Source organism: Stenotrophomonas veracruzanensis (genome assembly GCF_032911525.1).
In the GTDB taxonomy this organism is placed as follows: domain Bacteria; phylum Pseudomonadota; class Gammaproteobacteria; order Xanthomonadales; family Xanthomonadaceae; genus Stenotrophomonas; species Stenotrophomonas africana.
Genome location: NZ_JAWJTI010000004.1, coordinates 34,122 through 49,970, shown reverse-complemented (window position 1 = coordinate 49,970; position 15,849 = coordinate 34,122). Strand labels below are relative to the sequence as shown.

The 15,849-nt window shown below is 67.7% G+C and carries 13 protein-coding genes and 1 tRNA gene; 9 read left to right on the top strand and 5 right to left on the bottom strand.

Going from position 1 to position 15,849, the window contains the following annotated elements; translation table 11 throughout:
- Positions 1 to 86: 86 nt before the first annotated feature.
- A complete protein-coding gene (panE, locus tag R1H25_RS05130; protein WP_317222936.1) occupies positions 87 to 1,025 on the top strand; it encodes a 2-dehydropantoate 2-reductase in 939 nt (312 codons plus the stop codon).
- Entirely contained in the window at positions 1,022 to 1,921 is a 900-nt protein-coding gene (locus R1H25_RS05125; protein WP_317222935.1) for an epimerase, read from the top strand. Before panE ends, R1H25_RS05125 begins: the two co-directional genes overlap by 4 nt.
- An 89-nt stretch (positions 1,922 to 2,010) precedes the next feature.
- Here R1H25_RS05125 and R1H25_RS05120 read toward each other — a convergent pair whose 3' ends face one another.
- Complete coding sequence (locus R1H25_RS05120) at positions 2,011 to 2,808, bottom strand: TatD family hydrolase (RefSeq protein WP_317222934.1); 798 nt, start codon at positions 2,806 to 2,808, stop codon at positions 2,011 to 2,013.
- Between the two features lie 67 nt (positions 2,809 to 2,875).
- On the opposite strand from R1H25_RS05120, the gene hrpB reads away from it, so the two are divergent.
- Positions 2,876 to 5,380, top strand: a complete 2,505-nt coding sequence (hrpB, locus tag R1H25_RS05115) for an ATP-dependent helicase HrpB (RefSeq protein WP_317222933.1) — start codon at positions 2,876 to 2,878, stop codon at positions 5,378 to 5,380.
- Between the two features lie 144 nt (positions 5,381 to 5,524).
- Positions 5,525 to 5,899, top strand: coding sequence for a hypothetical protein (locus R1H25_RS05110; RefSeq protein ID WP_005411574.1), 375 nt, complete (start codon positions 5,525 to 5,527; stop codon positions 5,897 to 5,899).
- A gap of 60 nt (positions 5,900 to 5,959) precedes the next feature.
- Here the strand turns inward: R1H25_RS05110 and R1H25_RS05105 are convergent, their stop codons facing one another.
- Together R1H25_RS05105 and R1H25_RS05100 are read right to left on the bottom strand one after the other, a co-directional pair.
- Positions 5,960 to 6,499 carry a pseudouridine synthase gene (locus tag R1H25_RS05105; RefSeq protein WP_317223017.1) on the bottom strand — a complete coding sequence of 180 codons (540 nt, stop codon included), beginning with the start codon at positions 6,497 to 6,499 and terminating at the stop codon, positions 5,960 to 5,962.
- 161 nt (positions 6,500 to 6,660) lie between these two features.
- Positions 6,661 to 7,518, bottom strand: a complete 858-nt coding sequence (locus R1H25_RS05100) for a methyltransferase (RefSeq protein WP_317222932.1) — start codon at positions 7,516 to 7,518, stop codon at positions 6,661 to 6,663.
- A gap of 169 nt (positions 7,519 to 7,687) precedes the next feature.
- On the opposite strand from R1H25_RS05100, the gene R1H25_RS05095 reads away from it, so the two are divergent.
- The 4 genes from R1H25_RS05095 to R1H25_RS05080 all read left to right on the top strand — a co-directional run bounded on the left by R1H25_RS05095 (position 7,688) and on the right by R1H25_RS05080 (position 12,121).
- The gene (locus tag R1H25_RS05095; RefSeq protein ID WP_317222931.1) at positions 7,688 to 8,644 is read left to right on the top strand and encodes an aldo/keto reductase; all 957 of its coding nucleotides are present in this window, start codon (positions 7,688 to 7,690) and stop codon (positions 8,642 to 8,644) included.
- 645 nt (positions 8,645 to 9,289) lie between these two features.
- Positions 9,290 to 9,363: transfer RNA gene (locus R1H25_RS05090), tRNA-Gln, on the top strand.
- 356 nt (positions 9,364 to 9,719) lie between these two features.
- Positions 9,720 to 10,844, top strand: coding sequence for a slipin family protein (locus tag R1H25_RS05085; protein WP_317222930.1), 1,125 nt, complete (start codon positions 9,720 to 9,722; stop codon positions 10,842 to 10,844).
- A gap of 56 nt (positions 10,845 to 10,900) precedes the next feature.
- Positions 10,901 to 12,121, top strand: a complete 1,221-nt coding sequence (locus R1H25_RS05080) for an RtcB family protein (protein WP_317222929.1) — start codon at positions 10,901 to 10,903, stop codon at positions 12,119 to 12,121.
- A gap of 42 nt (positions 12,122 to 12,163) precedes the next feature.
- Here the strand turns inward: R1H25_RS05080 and R1H25_RS05075 are convergent, their stop codons facing one another.
- Positions 12,164 to 13,069, bottom strand: a complete 906-nt coding sequence (locus tag R1H25_RS05075; RefSeq protein WP_317222928.1) for an NAD(P)/FAD-dependent oxidoreductase — start codon at positions 13,067 to 13,069, stop codon at positions 12,164 to 12,166.
- Positions 13,059 to 13,514, bottom strand: a complete 456-nt coding sequence (locus R1H25_RS05070; protein ID WP_049443577.1) for an Rrf2 family transcriptional regulator — start codon at positions 13,512 to 13,514, stop codon at positions 13,059 to 13,061. Before R1H25_RS05070 ends, R1H25_RS05075 begins: the two co-directional genes overlap by 11 nt.
- 182 nt (positions 13,515 to 13,696) lie before the next feature.
- On the opposite strand from R1H25_RS05070, the gene R1H25_RS05065 reads away from it, so the two are divergent.
- On the top strand, positions 13,697 to 15,817 hold the full coding sequence (locus R1H25_RS05065) for a methyl-accepting chemotaxis protein (protein WP_317222927.1): 2,121 nt from the start codon (positions 13,697 to 13,699) through the stop codon (positions 15,815 to 15,817).
- Positions 15,818 to 15,849: the final 32 nt, after the last annotated feature.

Genomic DNA, 15,849 nt, shown 5'->3' with positions numbered 1-15,849 from the left:
CGCGAACCACCACGAGGGGCTCCGCCGTTGGCCGCAATCTCCGGCACAATCGCACTCCTGATTCCCCAGAAAACGGTGAACGTGCAATGCGCATCCTGATCCTTGGCGCCGGCGGTACCGGCGGTTACTTCGGTGGTCGCCTGGCCCAGGCCGGCGTGGACGTAACCTTCCTCGTACGCCCCGCGCGCGCCGCACAGCTGGACCGCGATGGCCTGGTCATCCGCAGCCCGATCGGCGATGCCAACTTCCCGGTGCAGCACGTCACCGCCGATGCGCTGCCCGCATTGGCCGCGCAGAAGCCGTTCGACCTGGTCATCCTCAGCTGCAAGGCCTACGACCTCGACAGCTCGATCGACGCCATTGCTCCAGCCGTGGGCGCGAACACCACCGTGCTGCCCATCCTCAATGGCCTGCATCACTACAATGCGCTGGACCTGCGCTTCGGCCGCGAGGCGGTGCTGGGCGGCCTGTGCTTCATCAGCGCCACCAAGGCACCCGATGGCGCCGTGCTGCATCTGGGCAAGCCGGCCAAGCTCACCTTCGGCGAGCGCGATGGCGGCGCGGCGTCCGCACGCGTACGTGCCTTCGCCGCCGCCTGCGCGCAGGCCAATCTTGATCACCTGGCCAGCGAACACATCGGCCAGGAACAGTGGATCAAGTACACCTTCCTGACCGCGCTGGCCGCCGCGACCTGCCTGCTGCGTGCGGATATCGGCACCATCGTCGCCACCGATGATGGCGAGGCGATCGTGCGTGGCCTGTACGACGAGTGCCTGGCCGTGGCCGAAGCTGCCGGTGAGCCGATTCCCGACGCCGCGCAGGACACCGCACGCGGCACCCTCACCCAGGCGGGCTCGGCGTTGAAGGCATCGATGCTGCGAGATCTGGAAGCCGGCCAGCAGGTAGAGGCCGAACAGATTGTCGGCGACATGCTGGTGCGTGCGCGCAAAGCCGACCAGGAAGCCCTGTTGCTGCAGGTCGCCTACAGCAGCCTGCAGGCCTACCAGGCACTGCGCGGCGCGTGAGCATCCCGTTGCAGGCCAGCGCGCTGCCTACGCGGGTGCTGATCCTCGGTATGGGCTGGAGCGGATGCGTGCTGGCCACGCAGCTGCAGGCACAGGGAGTGCGCGTGGCCGGGACGGTGCGCGATCCCTCGTCGGCACCGGACGACGGCCTGCTGCGGTATCAGCTGCGAGCTGACTCCCCACCGTCGCCTGCCCTGCTCGATGAGACCGCGCAGACCGAGGCCGTGCTGTGCAGCGTGCCACCCGATGCCGAGGGCGACCCGGCACTGCGTCTGCTGCTTCCGGCTCTGCACGAAAGTCCGGCACTGCACTGGGTGGGCTATCTGTCGTCCACGTCGGTATATGCCGATCGGGCCGGCGGCTGGATCAACGAAACCAGCGTGGCCGATGCCACTGAAACGACGGGCGTACGGCGCCTGCTCGCGGAAGCACAGTGGCTTGCACTGGCTGAACAACGCGGCATCGCCTCGGCGGTTTTCCGCCTGCCAGGGCTGTATGGTCCTGGCCGCAATGCCCTGCTGCAGTTGGCGGAGGGCCGTGCCCGCCATGTGATTCGGCCGGGCCTGGCGTTCAACCGCCTGCACGTAGAGGATCTTGCGGCAGTGATCATCGCGTCGATGCAGCGACCGGCGCACCGGGGCCTGTACCTGCCCAGCGACGACGAACCGGCACCACCACAGGATGTGCTGGCCTTCGCCGCGAAGCTGGGCGGGTTTGCGATGCCGCCTGCCGTGGCCTGGGACGACCCGACACTGAGCCCGACGCTGCGGCGCTTCTATGAGAGCAACAAGCGCATCGACAGCCGTGGCACGCGTCAAGCCCTGGGCTGGAAGCCGAGGTTCCCGACGTACCGGGAAGGACTGCGGGCTGCTGGAATCACTCTGACCCGCTTGTAGAGTCGAGCTTGCTCGACTGCTTCTGCACGGCAGTCGAGCAAGCTCGACTCTACGACACACGGTCGCCGCGTTCGACGCGACGAAGGGAATCAACCCGCGTCGGGCAGGCGGAAGAACGTACGCGTCGCGGCAGTTGCATTGGCCGCCGTCACCGCCACGTCCTCGCCACGGTCACGCGCCAGCTCTTCCACGATGTGCGAGAGGAACATCGGTTCGTTGCGTCGGTCCTTCGGCAGCGGCTTCAGCGTGCGCGGCAGCAGGTACGGTGCGTCGGTCTCGATCATCAGGCGGTTGGCCGGAATGTTCTTCACCAGCTCGCGCAGGTGCGCGCCGCGGCGCTCGTCACACAGCCAGCCGGTGATGCCGATGTACCAGTCCTGGTCCAGGTAATCGAACAGCTCATCGCGCTCGCCGGTGAAGCAATGCACCACCGCCGGCCCGATGCGGCCTTCGAAGTTCTTCATCTGCGCCATGAAATCGGCATGCGCATCACGCTGGTGCAGGAACAGCGGCTTGCCATTGTCTGCGGCCAGCTCCAGCTGGCGCTCGAACGCACGGTGCTGCGCCGGGCGCGGCGAGAAGTCACGGAAGTAGTCCAGCCCGCACTCGCCCACCGCCACCACTTCCGGATAGGCGTGCAGCGCGCGCATCTCGGCATCGCATTCTTCGGTGTACTCCACCGCGTGATGCGGGTGCACGCCGGCCGTGGCATACAGGAAGCCCGGATGCTGCTGCGCCAGCTGCACCGCCAACGGTGAGTGCTCGCGGCTGGCACCGGTGATGACCATCTGCACCACGCCGGCCTGCCGTGCGCGGTCGAGGACGGCATCGCGGTCACGGTCGAAGGAGTCGTGGGTCAGGTTGGCGCCGATATCGATCAGGTGCATGGTCATCGCGGGGGAAAAGTGCCCGCGCATTGTACCTGCGCCCGCCATGGCCCCTTATCCTTTGCACATGAACGCCCCGCTCTTCCCGATTTCCCCGCTGCTGCCGCAGATCCAGCAGCACCTCGCCGTGCAGCCACGGCTGGTGCTCGAAGCTCCGCCCGGCGCCGGCAAGACCACCCAGGTGCCACTGGCCCTGCTCGATGCGCCGTGGCTGCAGGGCCGAAAGATCATCCTGCTGGAACCACGCCGGGTTGCCGCACGCAGCGCTGCACTGTTCATGGCGCGGCAGCTGGGCGAGGAGGTCGGTGGCACGATCGGCTACCGCATCCGCTTCGAGAACAAGGTCTCGGCGCGCACGCGCATTGAAGTCATCACCGAAGGCATCCTGACCCGCATGCTGCAGGACGACCCGATGCTGGAAGAGGTCGGTGCGATCCTGTTCGACGAATTCCACGAGCGCCATCTCAGCGGCGACCTCGGCCTGGCTCTGGCGCTGGATGTGCAGGCGCAGCTGCGCGACGACCTGCGCCTGGTGGTGATGTCGGCCACGCTGGATGGCGAGCGGCTGGCGCGCTTCCTCGATGCGCCGCGGCTGAGCAGCGAGGGCCGCAGCTACCCGGTGGCGGTCAGTCACTTCCCGGCGCGCCGCGATGAGGCGCTGGAACTGCAGGTGCGCCGCGCGGTGCAGCAGGCGCTGGCCGAACGCCCCGGCGACCTGCTGGTGTTCCTGCCCGGTCAACGCGAGATCGCGCGCGTGCAGGCGGGGCTGCAGGAATCACTCGACGGCAACGTCGAGCTACTGGCCCTGCATGGTGAGCTGCCGGTGGAACAGCAGGCGCGCGTGCTGCAGGCCGCCAGCGATGGTCGCCGCCGCGTGGTGCTGGCCACCAACGTGGCCGAGTCCTCGGTGACCCTGCCCGGCGTGCGTGTGGTGATCGACAGCGGCCAGGCGCGCGAACCGCGCTACGACCCCAACAGCGGCTTCACCCGGCTGGACGTGGTGGCCATCGCCCAGGCGTCGGCCGACCAGCGCGCCGGTCGCGCCGGTCGCGTGGCCGAAGGCGTGGCCTGGCGGCTGTGGCCGCAGTCGCAGCGGCTGGAGCCGCAGCGCCGCGCCGAGATCGATCAGGTGGAACTGGCCGGACTGGCACTGGAACTGGCCGCGTGGGGCAGCAGCGACCTACGCTTCCTGGATCCGCCACCGGCCGGCCCAATGGGCGCCGCCCGCGAACTGCTGCAGCGGTTGGGCGCGTTGTCCAGCAGTGGCGCGATCACCGCACTCGGCCGGCGTGTGCTGGCGCTGGGCACGCATCCACGGATGGCGGCGATGCTGCTGGCGGCGCCCGATGCACGCGCACAGGCGCTGGCCGCCGATCTGGCCGCGCTGTTGGAAGCCCGCGACCCGCTGCGTCAGGGTGGCGACGCGCTGGCGAGCCGTTGGCGCGCGCTGGCCGCGTTCCGCAATGGCCGCGCACCGGGTGACGCCAACCGCAGCGGTCTGGCCGCCATTGATGCGGCCGCCAGGCAGTGGCGACGTCGCCTGCGCTGTGATGCCGCGCCGCCGGCCAGCATCGAGGCCCACGAGCTGGGCGACCTGCTCGCACATGCCTTCCCCGACCGTATCGGTTTCCAGCATCCCGGTGATCCGCTGCGCTACCTGCTGGCCAATGGCCGCAGCGCGCGCCTGCACGAACTGAGCGGCCTGCGTGGCGAACCGTGGCTGGTGGCCAGCGAGCTTCGCTTCGAGGCACGCGATGCGCTGCTGCTGCGTGCCGCACCGGTGGACGAAGGCCAGCTGCGCAAGGCGTGGCCGGAGCGCTTCGTCACCGAAGACGTGGTGCGCTGGGACAGCGAGCGCCGCGCCCTGGTGGCGCTGCGCGAGGCCCGTTTCGACCGCATCGTGCTGGACAGCCGCTCGGCCGGGCGGGTCGATCCGCAGCACGCCGCGCAGGCCCTGACCGACGCGGTCGCCGAACTCGGCCTGCAGGCCTTGCCGTGGACCGAAGGCCTGCGCCAGTGGCAGGCACGGGTGGAATCGCTGCGGCGCTGGATGCCTGAGCTCGGCCTGCCTGATTGCAGCGACGACGCCCTGCTGGCCACGCGTGCGCAATGGCTGCAGCCCGCGTTCGCCGGCAAGACCCGTCTGGATGCGCTGGACGAATCCAGCTTCGGCGAGGCGCTGAAGTCGCCCCTGGAGTGGTCACAACGGCAGCTGGTCGAACGCCATGCACCGACCCGCATCACCGTGCCGTCAGGACTGGAGCGGCCGATCACCTATGCGCTGGACAGCGAGAGCGGCGAACCACTGCCGCCGGTGCTGGCGGTGAAGCTGCAGGAACTGTTCGGCCTGGCCGACACGCCGCGCATCGCCGATGGCCGCGTGCCGCTGACCCTGCACCTGCTCTCTCCCGGCGGCCGCCCGCTGCAGGTCACCCAGGACCTGCGCAACTTCTGGGAAAGCACCTACGCCGAAGTGAAAAAGGAGATGAAGGGCCGTTACCCGCGCCATCCGTGGCCGGATGATCCGTGGACGGCCACGGCCACGCACCGGGCCAAGCCGCGCGGAACCTGACCGGTCGTGCCGGCACGGCCGATTGCGGAGCCTGCCTGATCCTGAATGGCTGCGGTAAAGTCACACCACGTGCGTCCCCGGCTGACATACCGTTTACGGGCAACACGCGACACTGGACTTCGACCCGAGGCAAAGGACCCCCGCATGAGCAAGCTGACCGTAATCACCGACCGCGCTCTGGAGCGCGCCCTGGAACTGGCCCACACCGCCGGCGATGGCCTGAAGAGCGCCGGTGGCAGCCTGCGCAATGCGGACTGGATCAAGACCGGCGCCGCCCTCGGCGCAGTGAAGACCGGCGGCAAGGTCGCCACCAAGTTCGCCCGCCGCAACCCGGCCGTGACCATTGCCGCAGCTGCCGTCGGCGTCGGCCTGCTCGGCTACGCGTTGTACCGCAAGCAGCAGAAGAAGAAGGCTGCCAATGGCCACGTGGTGAATGGGCAGGCGCAGCGCATCAACGCACGCGACCGCCGCAACGACACCGTGGTGGACGAGCACAGCGATATCGGCAGCGACGCCTGAGATCGTCGGCCACTGCCAGGGCCGGGGTCCTTCCGCAGGAAGGGCTCCGGCCTTTTCATTTCAACCGATCTGCCGCCACTGCCCCGGCTGCAGGTCCTCCAGCCGGTACGGCCCCATCGACACCCGCACCAGCCGCAGCGTCGGCAGGTTCACCGCCGCGGTCATCCGCCGCACCTGGCGGTTGCGGCCCTCGCGGATCGTGATCGCCAGCCAGGCATCGGGCACGGTCTTGCGGAAGCGCACCGGCGGATCGCGTGTCCACAGCGACGGCGCCGGATCGAGGCGCTGGATCTTCGCCGGCAAGGTCGGCCCATCATTGAGTTCCACCCCATCGCGCAGCCGTTGCAGCTGCTCATCGCTGGGCGTGCCTTCCACCTGCACCCAGTAGGTCTTGTCGGCCTTGTGCTTCGGGTCGGTCAACTTGTGCGCCAGCGTACCGTTATCCGTCAGCAGCAGCAGGCCTTCGCTGTCATGGTCCAGGCGGCCGGCGGCATACACGCGCGGCGGCAGGCCGAACCCGGCCAGGGTCGGCCGTGGCGGCACGCTGCGGTCGGTGAACTGGCAGAGCACGTTGAAGGGCTTGTTGAAGGCGATCAGCATTGCGGGCACGGCAGTCGGCGGGTGGGGCATTGTCCCATGCCGTGCCACGCGCCACGTCCCTGTAGTGCCGAGCCCATGCTCGGCTGCTGTTGTTCCCTGTCGCGCTGCGCGCGATGAGCCGAGCATGGGCTCGGCTCTACAGGGTCAGCGCATGCCCCCCCTTACGGCTTGATGAAGCGCAGGGTCATGCGGTCGCTTTCGCCGATCGCCTGGTACTTCGCATCATCGGCCTTGTCGTGCTGGTTGGTCGGCGGCAGCGTCCACACGCCGTTCGGGTGGTCCTTGGTGTCACGCGGGTTGGCGTTGACCTCGCTGCGCGCGTCCAGCTTGAAGCCGGCGGCCTCGGCCATCGCGATCACCTGCTGCTGGCCGACATAGCCGGTGTCATCCTCGTCGGCCACATCGGCCTTGGCGCGATGCTCGACCACGCCCAGCACGCCGCCCGGCTTGAGCACGTTGAAGAAGCCCTGGAACATGCCCTGCACCTGGCCGGCCTTGCGCCAGTTGTGCACGTTGCGGAAGGTCAGCACCACATCGGCTGAATTGGCAGGGCCGAACACCGGTTTGGCCGGATCGTAGGCGACCACGGCGGTCTTGCCGAACTCTGCCGGTGCACCGGCGTACTTCTTTTCCAGGCTGTCGCGGCTGCGCTGCTGGTAGTCACGGCCGCGGCCCTCGGGCACCGCCATCGGGTCGACCACGGCGGCAACATAGTGGCCCTTGTCCTGCAGCAGCGGCGCCAGGATTTCCGAGTACCAGCCGTTGCCGGGGGTGATCTCGATGACGGTCTTTTCCGGCGTCACCTTGAAGAACGACAGCGTCTGCGCCGGATGACGGAAGCCATCGCGCTTGACGTTGTTGGCATCACGGGTCGACGCCTTCACCGCCGCATCGATGGCCGGTGACACCTGGATCTTTGCCGGTGCCACCGTGGCCGGTGCGGCGAACGCGGGAGCAGCGGCAAGCAGGGCCGAAGCAAGCAGCAGGCGGCAACCACGCAGGGACGAAGCAGGCATCATAGGAGCGACTCCAGCGGAAGATGCGGCGAGACTAGCAGCCACGGCGCCCCAGGTGTTCACAAAACGTTAGCTGCGTGCGCATCGCGGAACACTGTTTTGTGGCCATCGCCGCAGCACGGTCACACAACGCGTTTTATTCTGGAGCACTTCCCCCAAGGAGTCCGTGCCCATGACGGCAACCCGCGAACTGGGCCGTTCCGGCCTGCATGTACGTCCGCTCGCCTTCGGTGGCAACGTGTTCGGCTGGAGCGCCGATGAGAAGGCCAGCTTCGCCCTGCTCGATGCCTTCGTCGATGCCGGCTTCAACCTGGTCGACACCGCCGATGTGTATTCGGCCTGGGTGCCGGGCAATGCCGGCGGCGAATCGGAAACGCTGATCGGCAAGTGGTTCGCCCGCAGCGGCAAGCGCGACAAGGTGGTGCTGGCAACCAAGGTGGCGAAGTGGGCCGAGCGCCCCGGCCTGACCCCGGACAACATCAATGCCGCGGTCGAGGATTCGCTGCGCCGCCTGCAGACCGACGTGATCGATCTGTACCAGGCCCACGAGGATGATGAGTCGACGCCACTGGAAGCGACCCTGGCCGCGTTCGGCCGCCTGATCGAAGCCGGCAAGGTACGTGCGATCGGTGCGTCCAACTACAGCGCCACGCGCCTGGCCGATGCGCTGAAGGTATCCACCGACTACAAGCTGCCGCGTTACGAAACCCTGCAGCCGGAGTACAACCTGTACGACCGTGCCGGCTACGAAAAGGAACTGGAACCGCTGGTGCAGCGCGAACAGATCGGCGTGATCGGCTACTACGCGCTGGCCAGTGGCTTCCTCAGCGGCAAATACCGCACGCCGGCCGATGCGGCCAAGAGCCCGGCGCGTGGCGAGAACGTGGTGAAGCGCTATCTGAATCCGCGTGGCCTGCGCATCCTGCAGGCACTCGATGACGTGGCCAGCAAGCACAGCGCGACCGCCGCGCAGATCGCGTTGGCGTGGCAGATCGCACGGCCGTCGATCACCGCGCCGATCGTCAGCGCCACCAGCGTCGAGCAGCTGCACGATCTGCTGGCAGCGGCCAACCTGTCGTTGAGCGTGCAGGATATCGCGCAACTCGACGCCGCCAGCGCGGAAGCCTGAGTTGTAGTGCCGGCCGCTGGCCGGCATTGCACAACGGCGAAGAAAATAATTGAACAAAATGGTTGCGCGCGAGTAAATCGTGGTTTATCGTGCGCACCTCGTTTCAACAACCACTGGAAACTTGCCTTGAACGCGCATTCCGTCGCCACCGCCAAACTGCTGCCATGCCTGCGCATGGACGTGCTGGCGCGCGCGTTCGGCAAGGAAGACCAGCTGACAACGGCCTGATACCCGCCCTGCGGAGATCGGCCACCCCGATCTCCGAGGCCTGACGACGCCCTCGGAACGCAAGTCCCGGGGGCGTTTTCGTTTGCGTCGGCACAAGGACCCGCGATGCCAGAACTGCACCCCGCGCGGCAACTCGCCGCTCACTGACCCAGGCTTTTCCCGCCCCGCCGAAGGATTTACTTCGCGCGACCGGCAGCGCCTGGACATTATCTGCATCGCATCAAAACATTATCGCTCGCCGATAATGTCGGTGGCCTGCACCCTCGATTCTCCAACGGTCCCGTTTCAACCACGGGCTGGTGCGCGCGGCGTTGCCGTGGCGTATGCCGGAGGTCGCGGACATGCCATCGCCTGGATCGCCTGCTGGAGGCAGGCGCCGGTTCGCCGGTACGCGGTTCGATTCCGCGCGGTCCCCAACTGGATAGCTCAGCTTGGTCAGAGCAACGGATCCTGATTCCGTCTGTCGTGGGTTCGACTCCCACTCCAAACCACATGACCTGTCACGTCATGACTTGAAGCAACACCCGGGGCGCAAGCCCCAGCGGCCATCGTCGCCGTCCACCGCCATCGCCTTCGGGCGGGGCGTGGAAGGCAACGGACCGCACGCCGGGCCCCGGTCCGCCGCCACTGCCAGCCACGTTCCGCCCCGGTGCTTCCTGCCGGCAACGACGATGGCAGCAGTGCCGGTGCACCGAAGGCTCCGCGCGCGGACCGTCCGTCGATGGCCGCCCTCTTCCGCTGCCTGCACGTGGTGTGCAGGTGGCCTCGCCAGGACCTGATCGACCCGGGTCATGGCGGTTCATCCGCAACGGGTCGAACCACCAGAGCCATACAAGGAGAGACTCCCATGTTCTGGACCATCAAGGTCGTGATCGGCGACGGCGAGCGCGGCCTGGTGTATCGCAACCGTCGTTTCCAGCAGATCCTGCTGCCGGGCGTGCACCGCCTGTCGCCGCTCGGCGGCCGGCCGCACGTGGACATCCACACTGCATCGAAGGGCGCGGCCTATACCGGCAGCGACCAGGACAGCCTGATCGAAGCGCTGGGCACACAGCTGGACACGCACTTCGTACTGGCCAACGTCGGTGCCGGCGAGGTCGGCCTGGTGCTGCGCAATGGTCGCATCGATGAAGTCCTTCCGCCGGGCAGCCGCCGTCTGTACTGGCGTGGTTCGGTCGACACCCAGGTGCGCGTGATGGCGCTGGGTGACGAGCCGCGCATTCCGGCGGACGTGCAGCAGCGCCTGGGCCAGTTGGGCGTGCTGCCGCGTGTGGCGGTGATCAGCACCGTGCCGAGCGAGTCGGTCGGCCTGCTGTTCATCGACGGCACGCTGCGGCAGACGCTGGATGCCGGTCTGCACGCGTTCTGGAACTTCAACGGCAACGTGTCGGTGGAGCGTGTGGAGCTGCGCGCGCGTTCGCTGGACGTGTCCGGCCAGGAACTGCTGAGCCGCGACAAGGTGACCCTGCGGGTAAACCTGGCCGCGACCGTGCAGGTGGTCGACCCGGTGCGTGCACACCGCACGCTCAGCAATGCCGATGAGTTCATCTATCGGCAGCTGCAGTTCGGCCTGCGCCAGGCGATCGCCGCACGCAGCCTGGACGAGCTGCTCGGTGACAAGGCCGCGCTGGACGGCGAGATCGCCGCCCATGTGCAGGCCGCGATCGAGGGCCACGGTGTACGCCTGCTCGGCGTCGGCATCAAGGACGTGATCCTGCCGGGCGAGATGAAGGAGATCCTCAACGGCGTGGTGCTGGCCGAGAAGCAGGCCCAGGCCAGCGTGATCCGTCGCCGCGAGGAGGCCAACGCCACGCGTTCGCAGCTCAACACCGCAAAGCTGATCGAGGACAACCCGGTGCTGATGCGCTTGAAGGAGCTGGAGGCGCTGGAGAAGGTCACCGAGAAGATCGACAAGCTCACCGTGTTCGGCGGCCTGGATGGCGTGCTGAAGCAGCTGGTGACGATCAGGTAGGGGGTAGCGGCGGCGCAGGGACGCGCCGCCGGCCCATCAAGGACATACACGAAGACATGGACACTCAACACAACTATCAATGGCTGCACGCCGAGGGCACCACGCCGATCAAGGGCTGGGTCAACGGTGTGCCGCTGGAAGCGCAGGCGCATGAGCAGCTGCGCAACATCGCCGCGATCCCGTTCGTCGGGCCGTGGGTGGCCGTGATGCCGGACGTGCACCTGGGCAAGGGCGCGACCGTGGGCTCGGTGATCCCGACCCGCGGTGCGATCATCCCGGCCGCGGTCGGCGTCGACATCGGCTGCGGCATGGCCGCGGTGCGTACAACGCTGCGTGCCAACGACCTGCCCGATGACCTGCGGCAGCTGCGCAACAGCATCGAGCGCAGCATCCCGGTCGGCAACGGCCGTGGCGGCGAGCACCACCGCATGCCCGACAGCATCCATACGCGGCTGGTGCAGTCCGGGCTGGCCGCCGGCCTGGAGAACATCAAGGACAAGCACCTCAGGATCCGCACCGACAAGTTCGACCGCCAGCTGGGTACGCTGGGCGGCGGCAACCACTTCATCGAACTGTGCCTGGACGAGACGGACACGGTGTGGGTGATGCTGCACAGCGGATCGCGCGGCACGGGCAACCTGATCGGCACCTACTTCATCGAGAAGGCGCGCGAGGAACTGGCCCGGCGCGTGCTGGGCTTCCACCTGCCGGACAAGGACCTGGCGTTCTTCATGGAAGGCGAGCCGCTGTTCGACGACTACGTCGAAGCCGTGTCGTGGGCGCAGGACTACGCGCGGCAGAACCGCGAGGCGATGATGTCGCGGGTGCTGGCCGAGATGCGTCATCGCTTGCCGAAGTTCCAGCTGGCCGCGATGGCGGTGAACTGCCACCACAACTACGTGCAGAAGGAAACGCACCACGGGCAGGAACTGCTGGTGACACGCAAGGGCGCGGTCAGTGCGCGCGAGGGCGAGCTGGGCATCATTCCCGGCAGCATGGGCACGCGCAGCTACATCGTGCGCGGCAAGGGCAACGCGGACAGCTTCCACAGCTGCAGCCACGGTGCCGGCCGGGTGATGAGCCGTGGCGCTGCACGCCAGCGGATCACACTGGCCCAGCACCGCGAGGCCACCGCGCATGTGGAATGCCGCAAGGACAGCGGTGTGCTGGACGAGTCACCGGCGGCGTACAAGTCGATTGATGATGTGATGGCCGCCCAGCTGGACCTGGTGGACGTGGTGCACACGCTGCGGCAGGTGCTGTGCGTGAAGGGGTAACGGCGCGGTGCCGACCAAGGTCGGCACCCACCTGTGGAACGATCAGCGCGCCACGCTGTCCTCGGCCACAAGCGCGTGGTGCACGCCAATGCCCGCACGCACGCCCTCGGCAGCAGCCAACGTGATGTTGCCGACCGTCGTGGCGTCGCCTGCGGCATACACATTCGGCACCGAGGTCTGCTTCATCATGTCGACTTCGATCAGCACACCCAGCGGACTCTCGGCCAGCGCACAGCCCAGCTGCTGCACCAGCGGCGTGGCCATCGCCTGGGTGGCCGGCACGAACAGCGCACGCTGGGCGATGCGGCGGCCATCGGCCAGTTCCACTTCCAGCCAGGTCGGCTGGTCGCCCTGCACGCCCAGCACCGGCGAGGTCTCGATCTGCACGCCGCGCTGCTGCATGGCGGCGCGCTCTTCATCAGTGATGTCCAGTCCCATGCTGAAGAACGTGACATTGCCCCAGTCGGCGAACAGCGGCGCCTTGCTGGCGGACATCGGATGGCCGCCAAGCAGGCCGATGGCACCACCACCCACTTCATAGCCATGGCAGTAGGGGCAGTGCAGCACGGTGCTGCCCCAGCGCTCGGTCAGTCCGGGCAACGCCGGCAACTGGTCGGCGATACCACTGGCCAGCAGCAGCTTGCGCGCCGCCATGACCTGGCCATCGGCGGTGCGTACTTCCACACCTTCGGCGCTGGCGCTGGCCTGCACGGCTTCGGCATGCACCCAACGCACCGTGGGGTAGTCCAGCAGCTGCTGGCGCGCGGTCTTCAGCAGCTCGGCGCCGCTGACGCCATCCAGCCCCAGCACCCCGTGCGAATGACCGGCGAAACGATTGCGCGGCGAACCGGCGTCGATGACGGTGACCGGGCGACGGGCGCGGGCCAGGATCAGGCCGGCGGCAATGCCGGCGTAGCTGCCGCCGACGATGAGCACATCAGGATTCATGGTGACCTTCCAGGGAACGGTGATGGGCAAGATGTCGGGCGAAGTCGGCGCCGAGCTGGTCCAGCGTGGTCGCCTGCAGCCGCGCTTCGAGCAGGCGCTGCGCCTCGCGTGCGCCCTCGAGCAGGGCGCCGTTGACCAGCTGCTGGATCGGGCAGCCGCCACCCGAATCGCGGGCCCCGACCTGCACCAGCGGCGGTGCGCCCACGGCCAGATAGATGTCATGCAGGGTAATTGCGGCAGCATCGCGGGCCAGCAGGCTGCCGCCGCCGTGGCCGCGGGCACTGCTCACCAGGCCGGCCTTCTGGAGCTGCGTCAGCAGGCGCCGGATCACCACCGGATGGGTGGGCAGGCACGATGCCAGCTGCTCGGAGGTGCGCGGAGCGGCCTGGCCGACCAGGTGCGCCATCACATGCAGGGCGTCGGAAAGCGGGTTCGCGGATTTCATGTAACAACAATAGTTACATTTAAATCCTCTGTCGAGAGTCCGCATTCGTTCCATATGGACACATTTGTCCTGTGAAACATCTCCTTCACATCACTAAACGAAACGCGAATGTGATGCGCGTCCCACTTCAGCATGCACGCATCGGGTCGATACCGCATTGCCCCTTCCCGAGAGTCCCTTCCATGAAAGCGTCTGTCCGTGCTCCGCGCCTGCAGTCCAAGCTGCTCGGCGCGGTTTCCGTTGGTCTGGCCGTGGTCCTGCTGTGCGCACTGGCGGGCCTGGCCTCCGCCTGGTTGAAGTTGTCCACCGAAGTTCCGCCCGAAGTCGCGCACAGCCGCGATGCGGAACGCCTGCAGCGTGAGTTCCGCGGCCAGGTACAGGAATGGAAGAACGTATTGCTGCGCGGCCGCGACGACGCACTGCGTCAGCGCCACCTGGAGGCGTTCGACAGTGAAGGCCGCCTGGTCGAGCAGCTGGCCAAGGGACTGACCAGCAGCCCGGATGCGCGCACGCGTGATCTGGCACAGGCCTTCATCGGCCTGCACGCACAGCTGCAGCAGGACTACCACGGGGCGCTGCAGGCGTTCGCCGAGGCCAGCTACGACCCGGCCGCCGGCGACAACCTCGTGCGCGGCAAGGATCGCCCGGTGGCGACGGCACTGGATGCGCTGAGCACGCACGCCACGCAGGTGGGCGAAGCGGCGCTGACGGCACGCTCGCAGCAGGCACGCCAGACCCTGCTGCTGTGCGCGGCGCTGACCGTGCTGGCTGCGGTGCTGCTGCTGATGGGACTGGCCTGGTGGCTGCGGCGTGCCGTCGTGCAGCCGGTGCTGGCGGTGGAAGCCGCCGCGCGTGCAGTCGCTGCCGGCGACCTGCAGCACGTTGTGCAGGTGCGCAGCCGCGATGAGATCGGTCGCCTTGCGCAGGCGATGCAGGCGGTGCAGTCCACGCTGCGCGACGTGCTGGATGCACAGGCCACGATGGCACAGGCGCATGAAGCCGGCAGCATCAGCCACCGCATGGATGCCGATGCCTTCCCCGGCGCGTTCGGCACGATGGTGGCCGACAGCAACGCGCTGGTCGACGCGCATATCCAGGTAAAGCTGCGTGCGATTGCGATCATGGGCCGTTACGCGATCGGTGACCTCAGCGAGGACATGGAACGCCTGCCCGGCGAGAAGGCCGTGATCACCGACGCATTGGATACGGCCAAGGCCAATCTCGGCGTGATCAATGGCGAGATCCGCCGCCTGGCCGAGGCCGCTGCCGCCGGTGACTTCAGCCAGCGCGGCGACAGCGCACGCTTCGAGCATGACTTCCGCGCGATGCTCGACGGCCTGAATCGATTGATGCAGACCACCGAACTGAACCTCGGCGAGGTCTCCAGCATGCTGCGCGCGATTGCCGATGGCCGCCTCGGCGCGCGTATGCACGGTGATTTCCAGGGCGTGTTCGCGCGTATCGCCGGCGACGCCAACACCACCGCTACGCAGCTGGCAACCATCGTCACCGACATCAAGCACGCCTCCGGCAACATCCACACGGCGGCAGCGGAGATCGCCGCCGGCAACAACGATCTGTCACGCCGCACCGAACAGCAGGCGGCCAATCTGGAAGAGACGGCGGCATCGATGGAAGAACTGACCTCCACCGTGCGCCAGAACGCCGAGCATGCGCGCCAGGCCAACCAGCTGGCGATCGGCGCACACAGCGTGGCCTCGCAGGGCGGTGAAGTGGTCGGCCAGGTCGTGGCGACGATGGATGCGATCGAAGGCTCGTCGCGGCAGATCGCCGACATCATCAGCGTGATCGACGGCATCGCCTTCCAGACCAACATCCTGGCGTTGAATGCGGCGGTGGAAGCGGCGCGTGCCGGCGAGCAGGGCCGCGGCTTCGCGGTGGTCGCCAGTGAGGTCCGCACGCTGGCACAGCGTTCGGCGGCGGCCGCGAAGGAGATCAAGTCGCTGATCGAAGCCTCGGTGGAACAGGTCGGGCACGGTGCACGGCGCGTGCGTGAGGCCGGCGACACCATGGCCGAGATCGTGGCGTCGGTGCAGCGCGTGACCGACATCATGGCCGAGATCTCCGCCGCCTCGCAGGAGCAGAGCGCGGGCATCGAACAGGTCAGCCAGACCGTGATCCAGATGGACGGCACCACCCAGCAGAACGCCGCGCTTGTGGAGGAAGCCAGTGCCGCCGCACGCAGCCTGGAACAGCAGGCGAACCGCTTGATCGACGCGGTGGAGGTGTTCGATCTGTCGACCACGGCGGATGCGAAGGGCGGGTTGGCCCGCGCGGCCTGATGGGTCCGGTTGCCGGCCAGCGTCAGATGGGT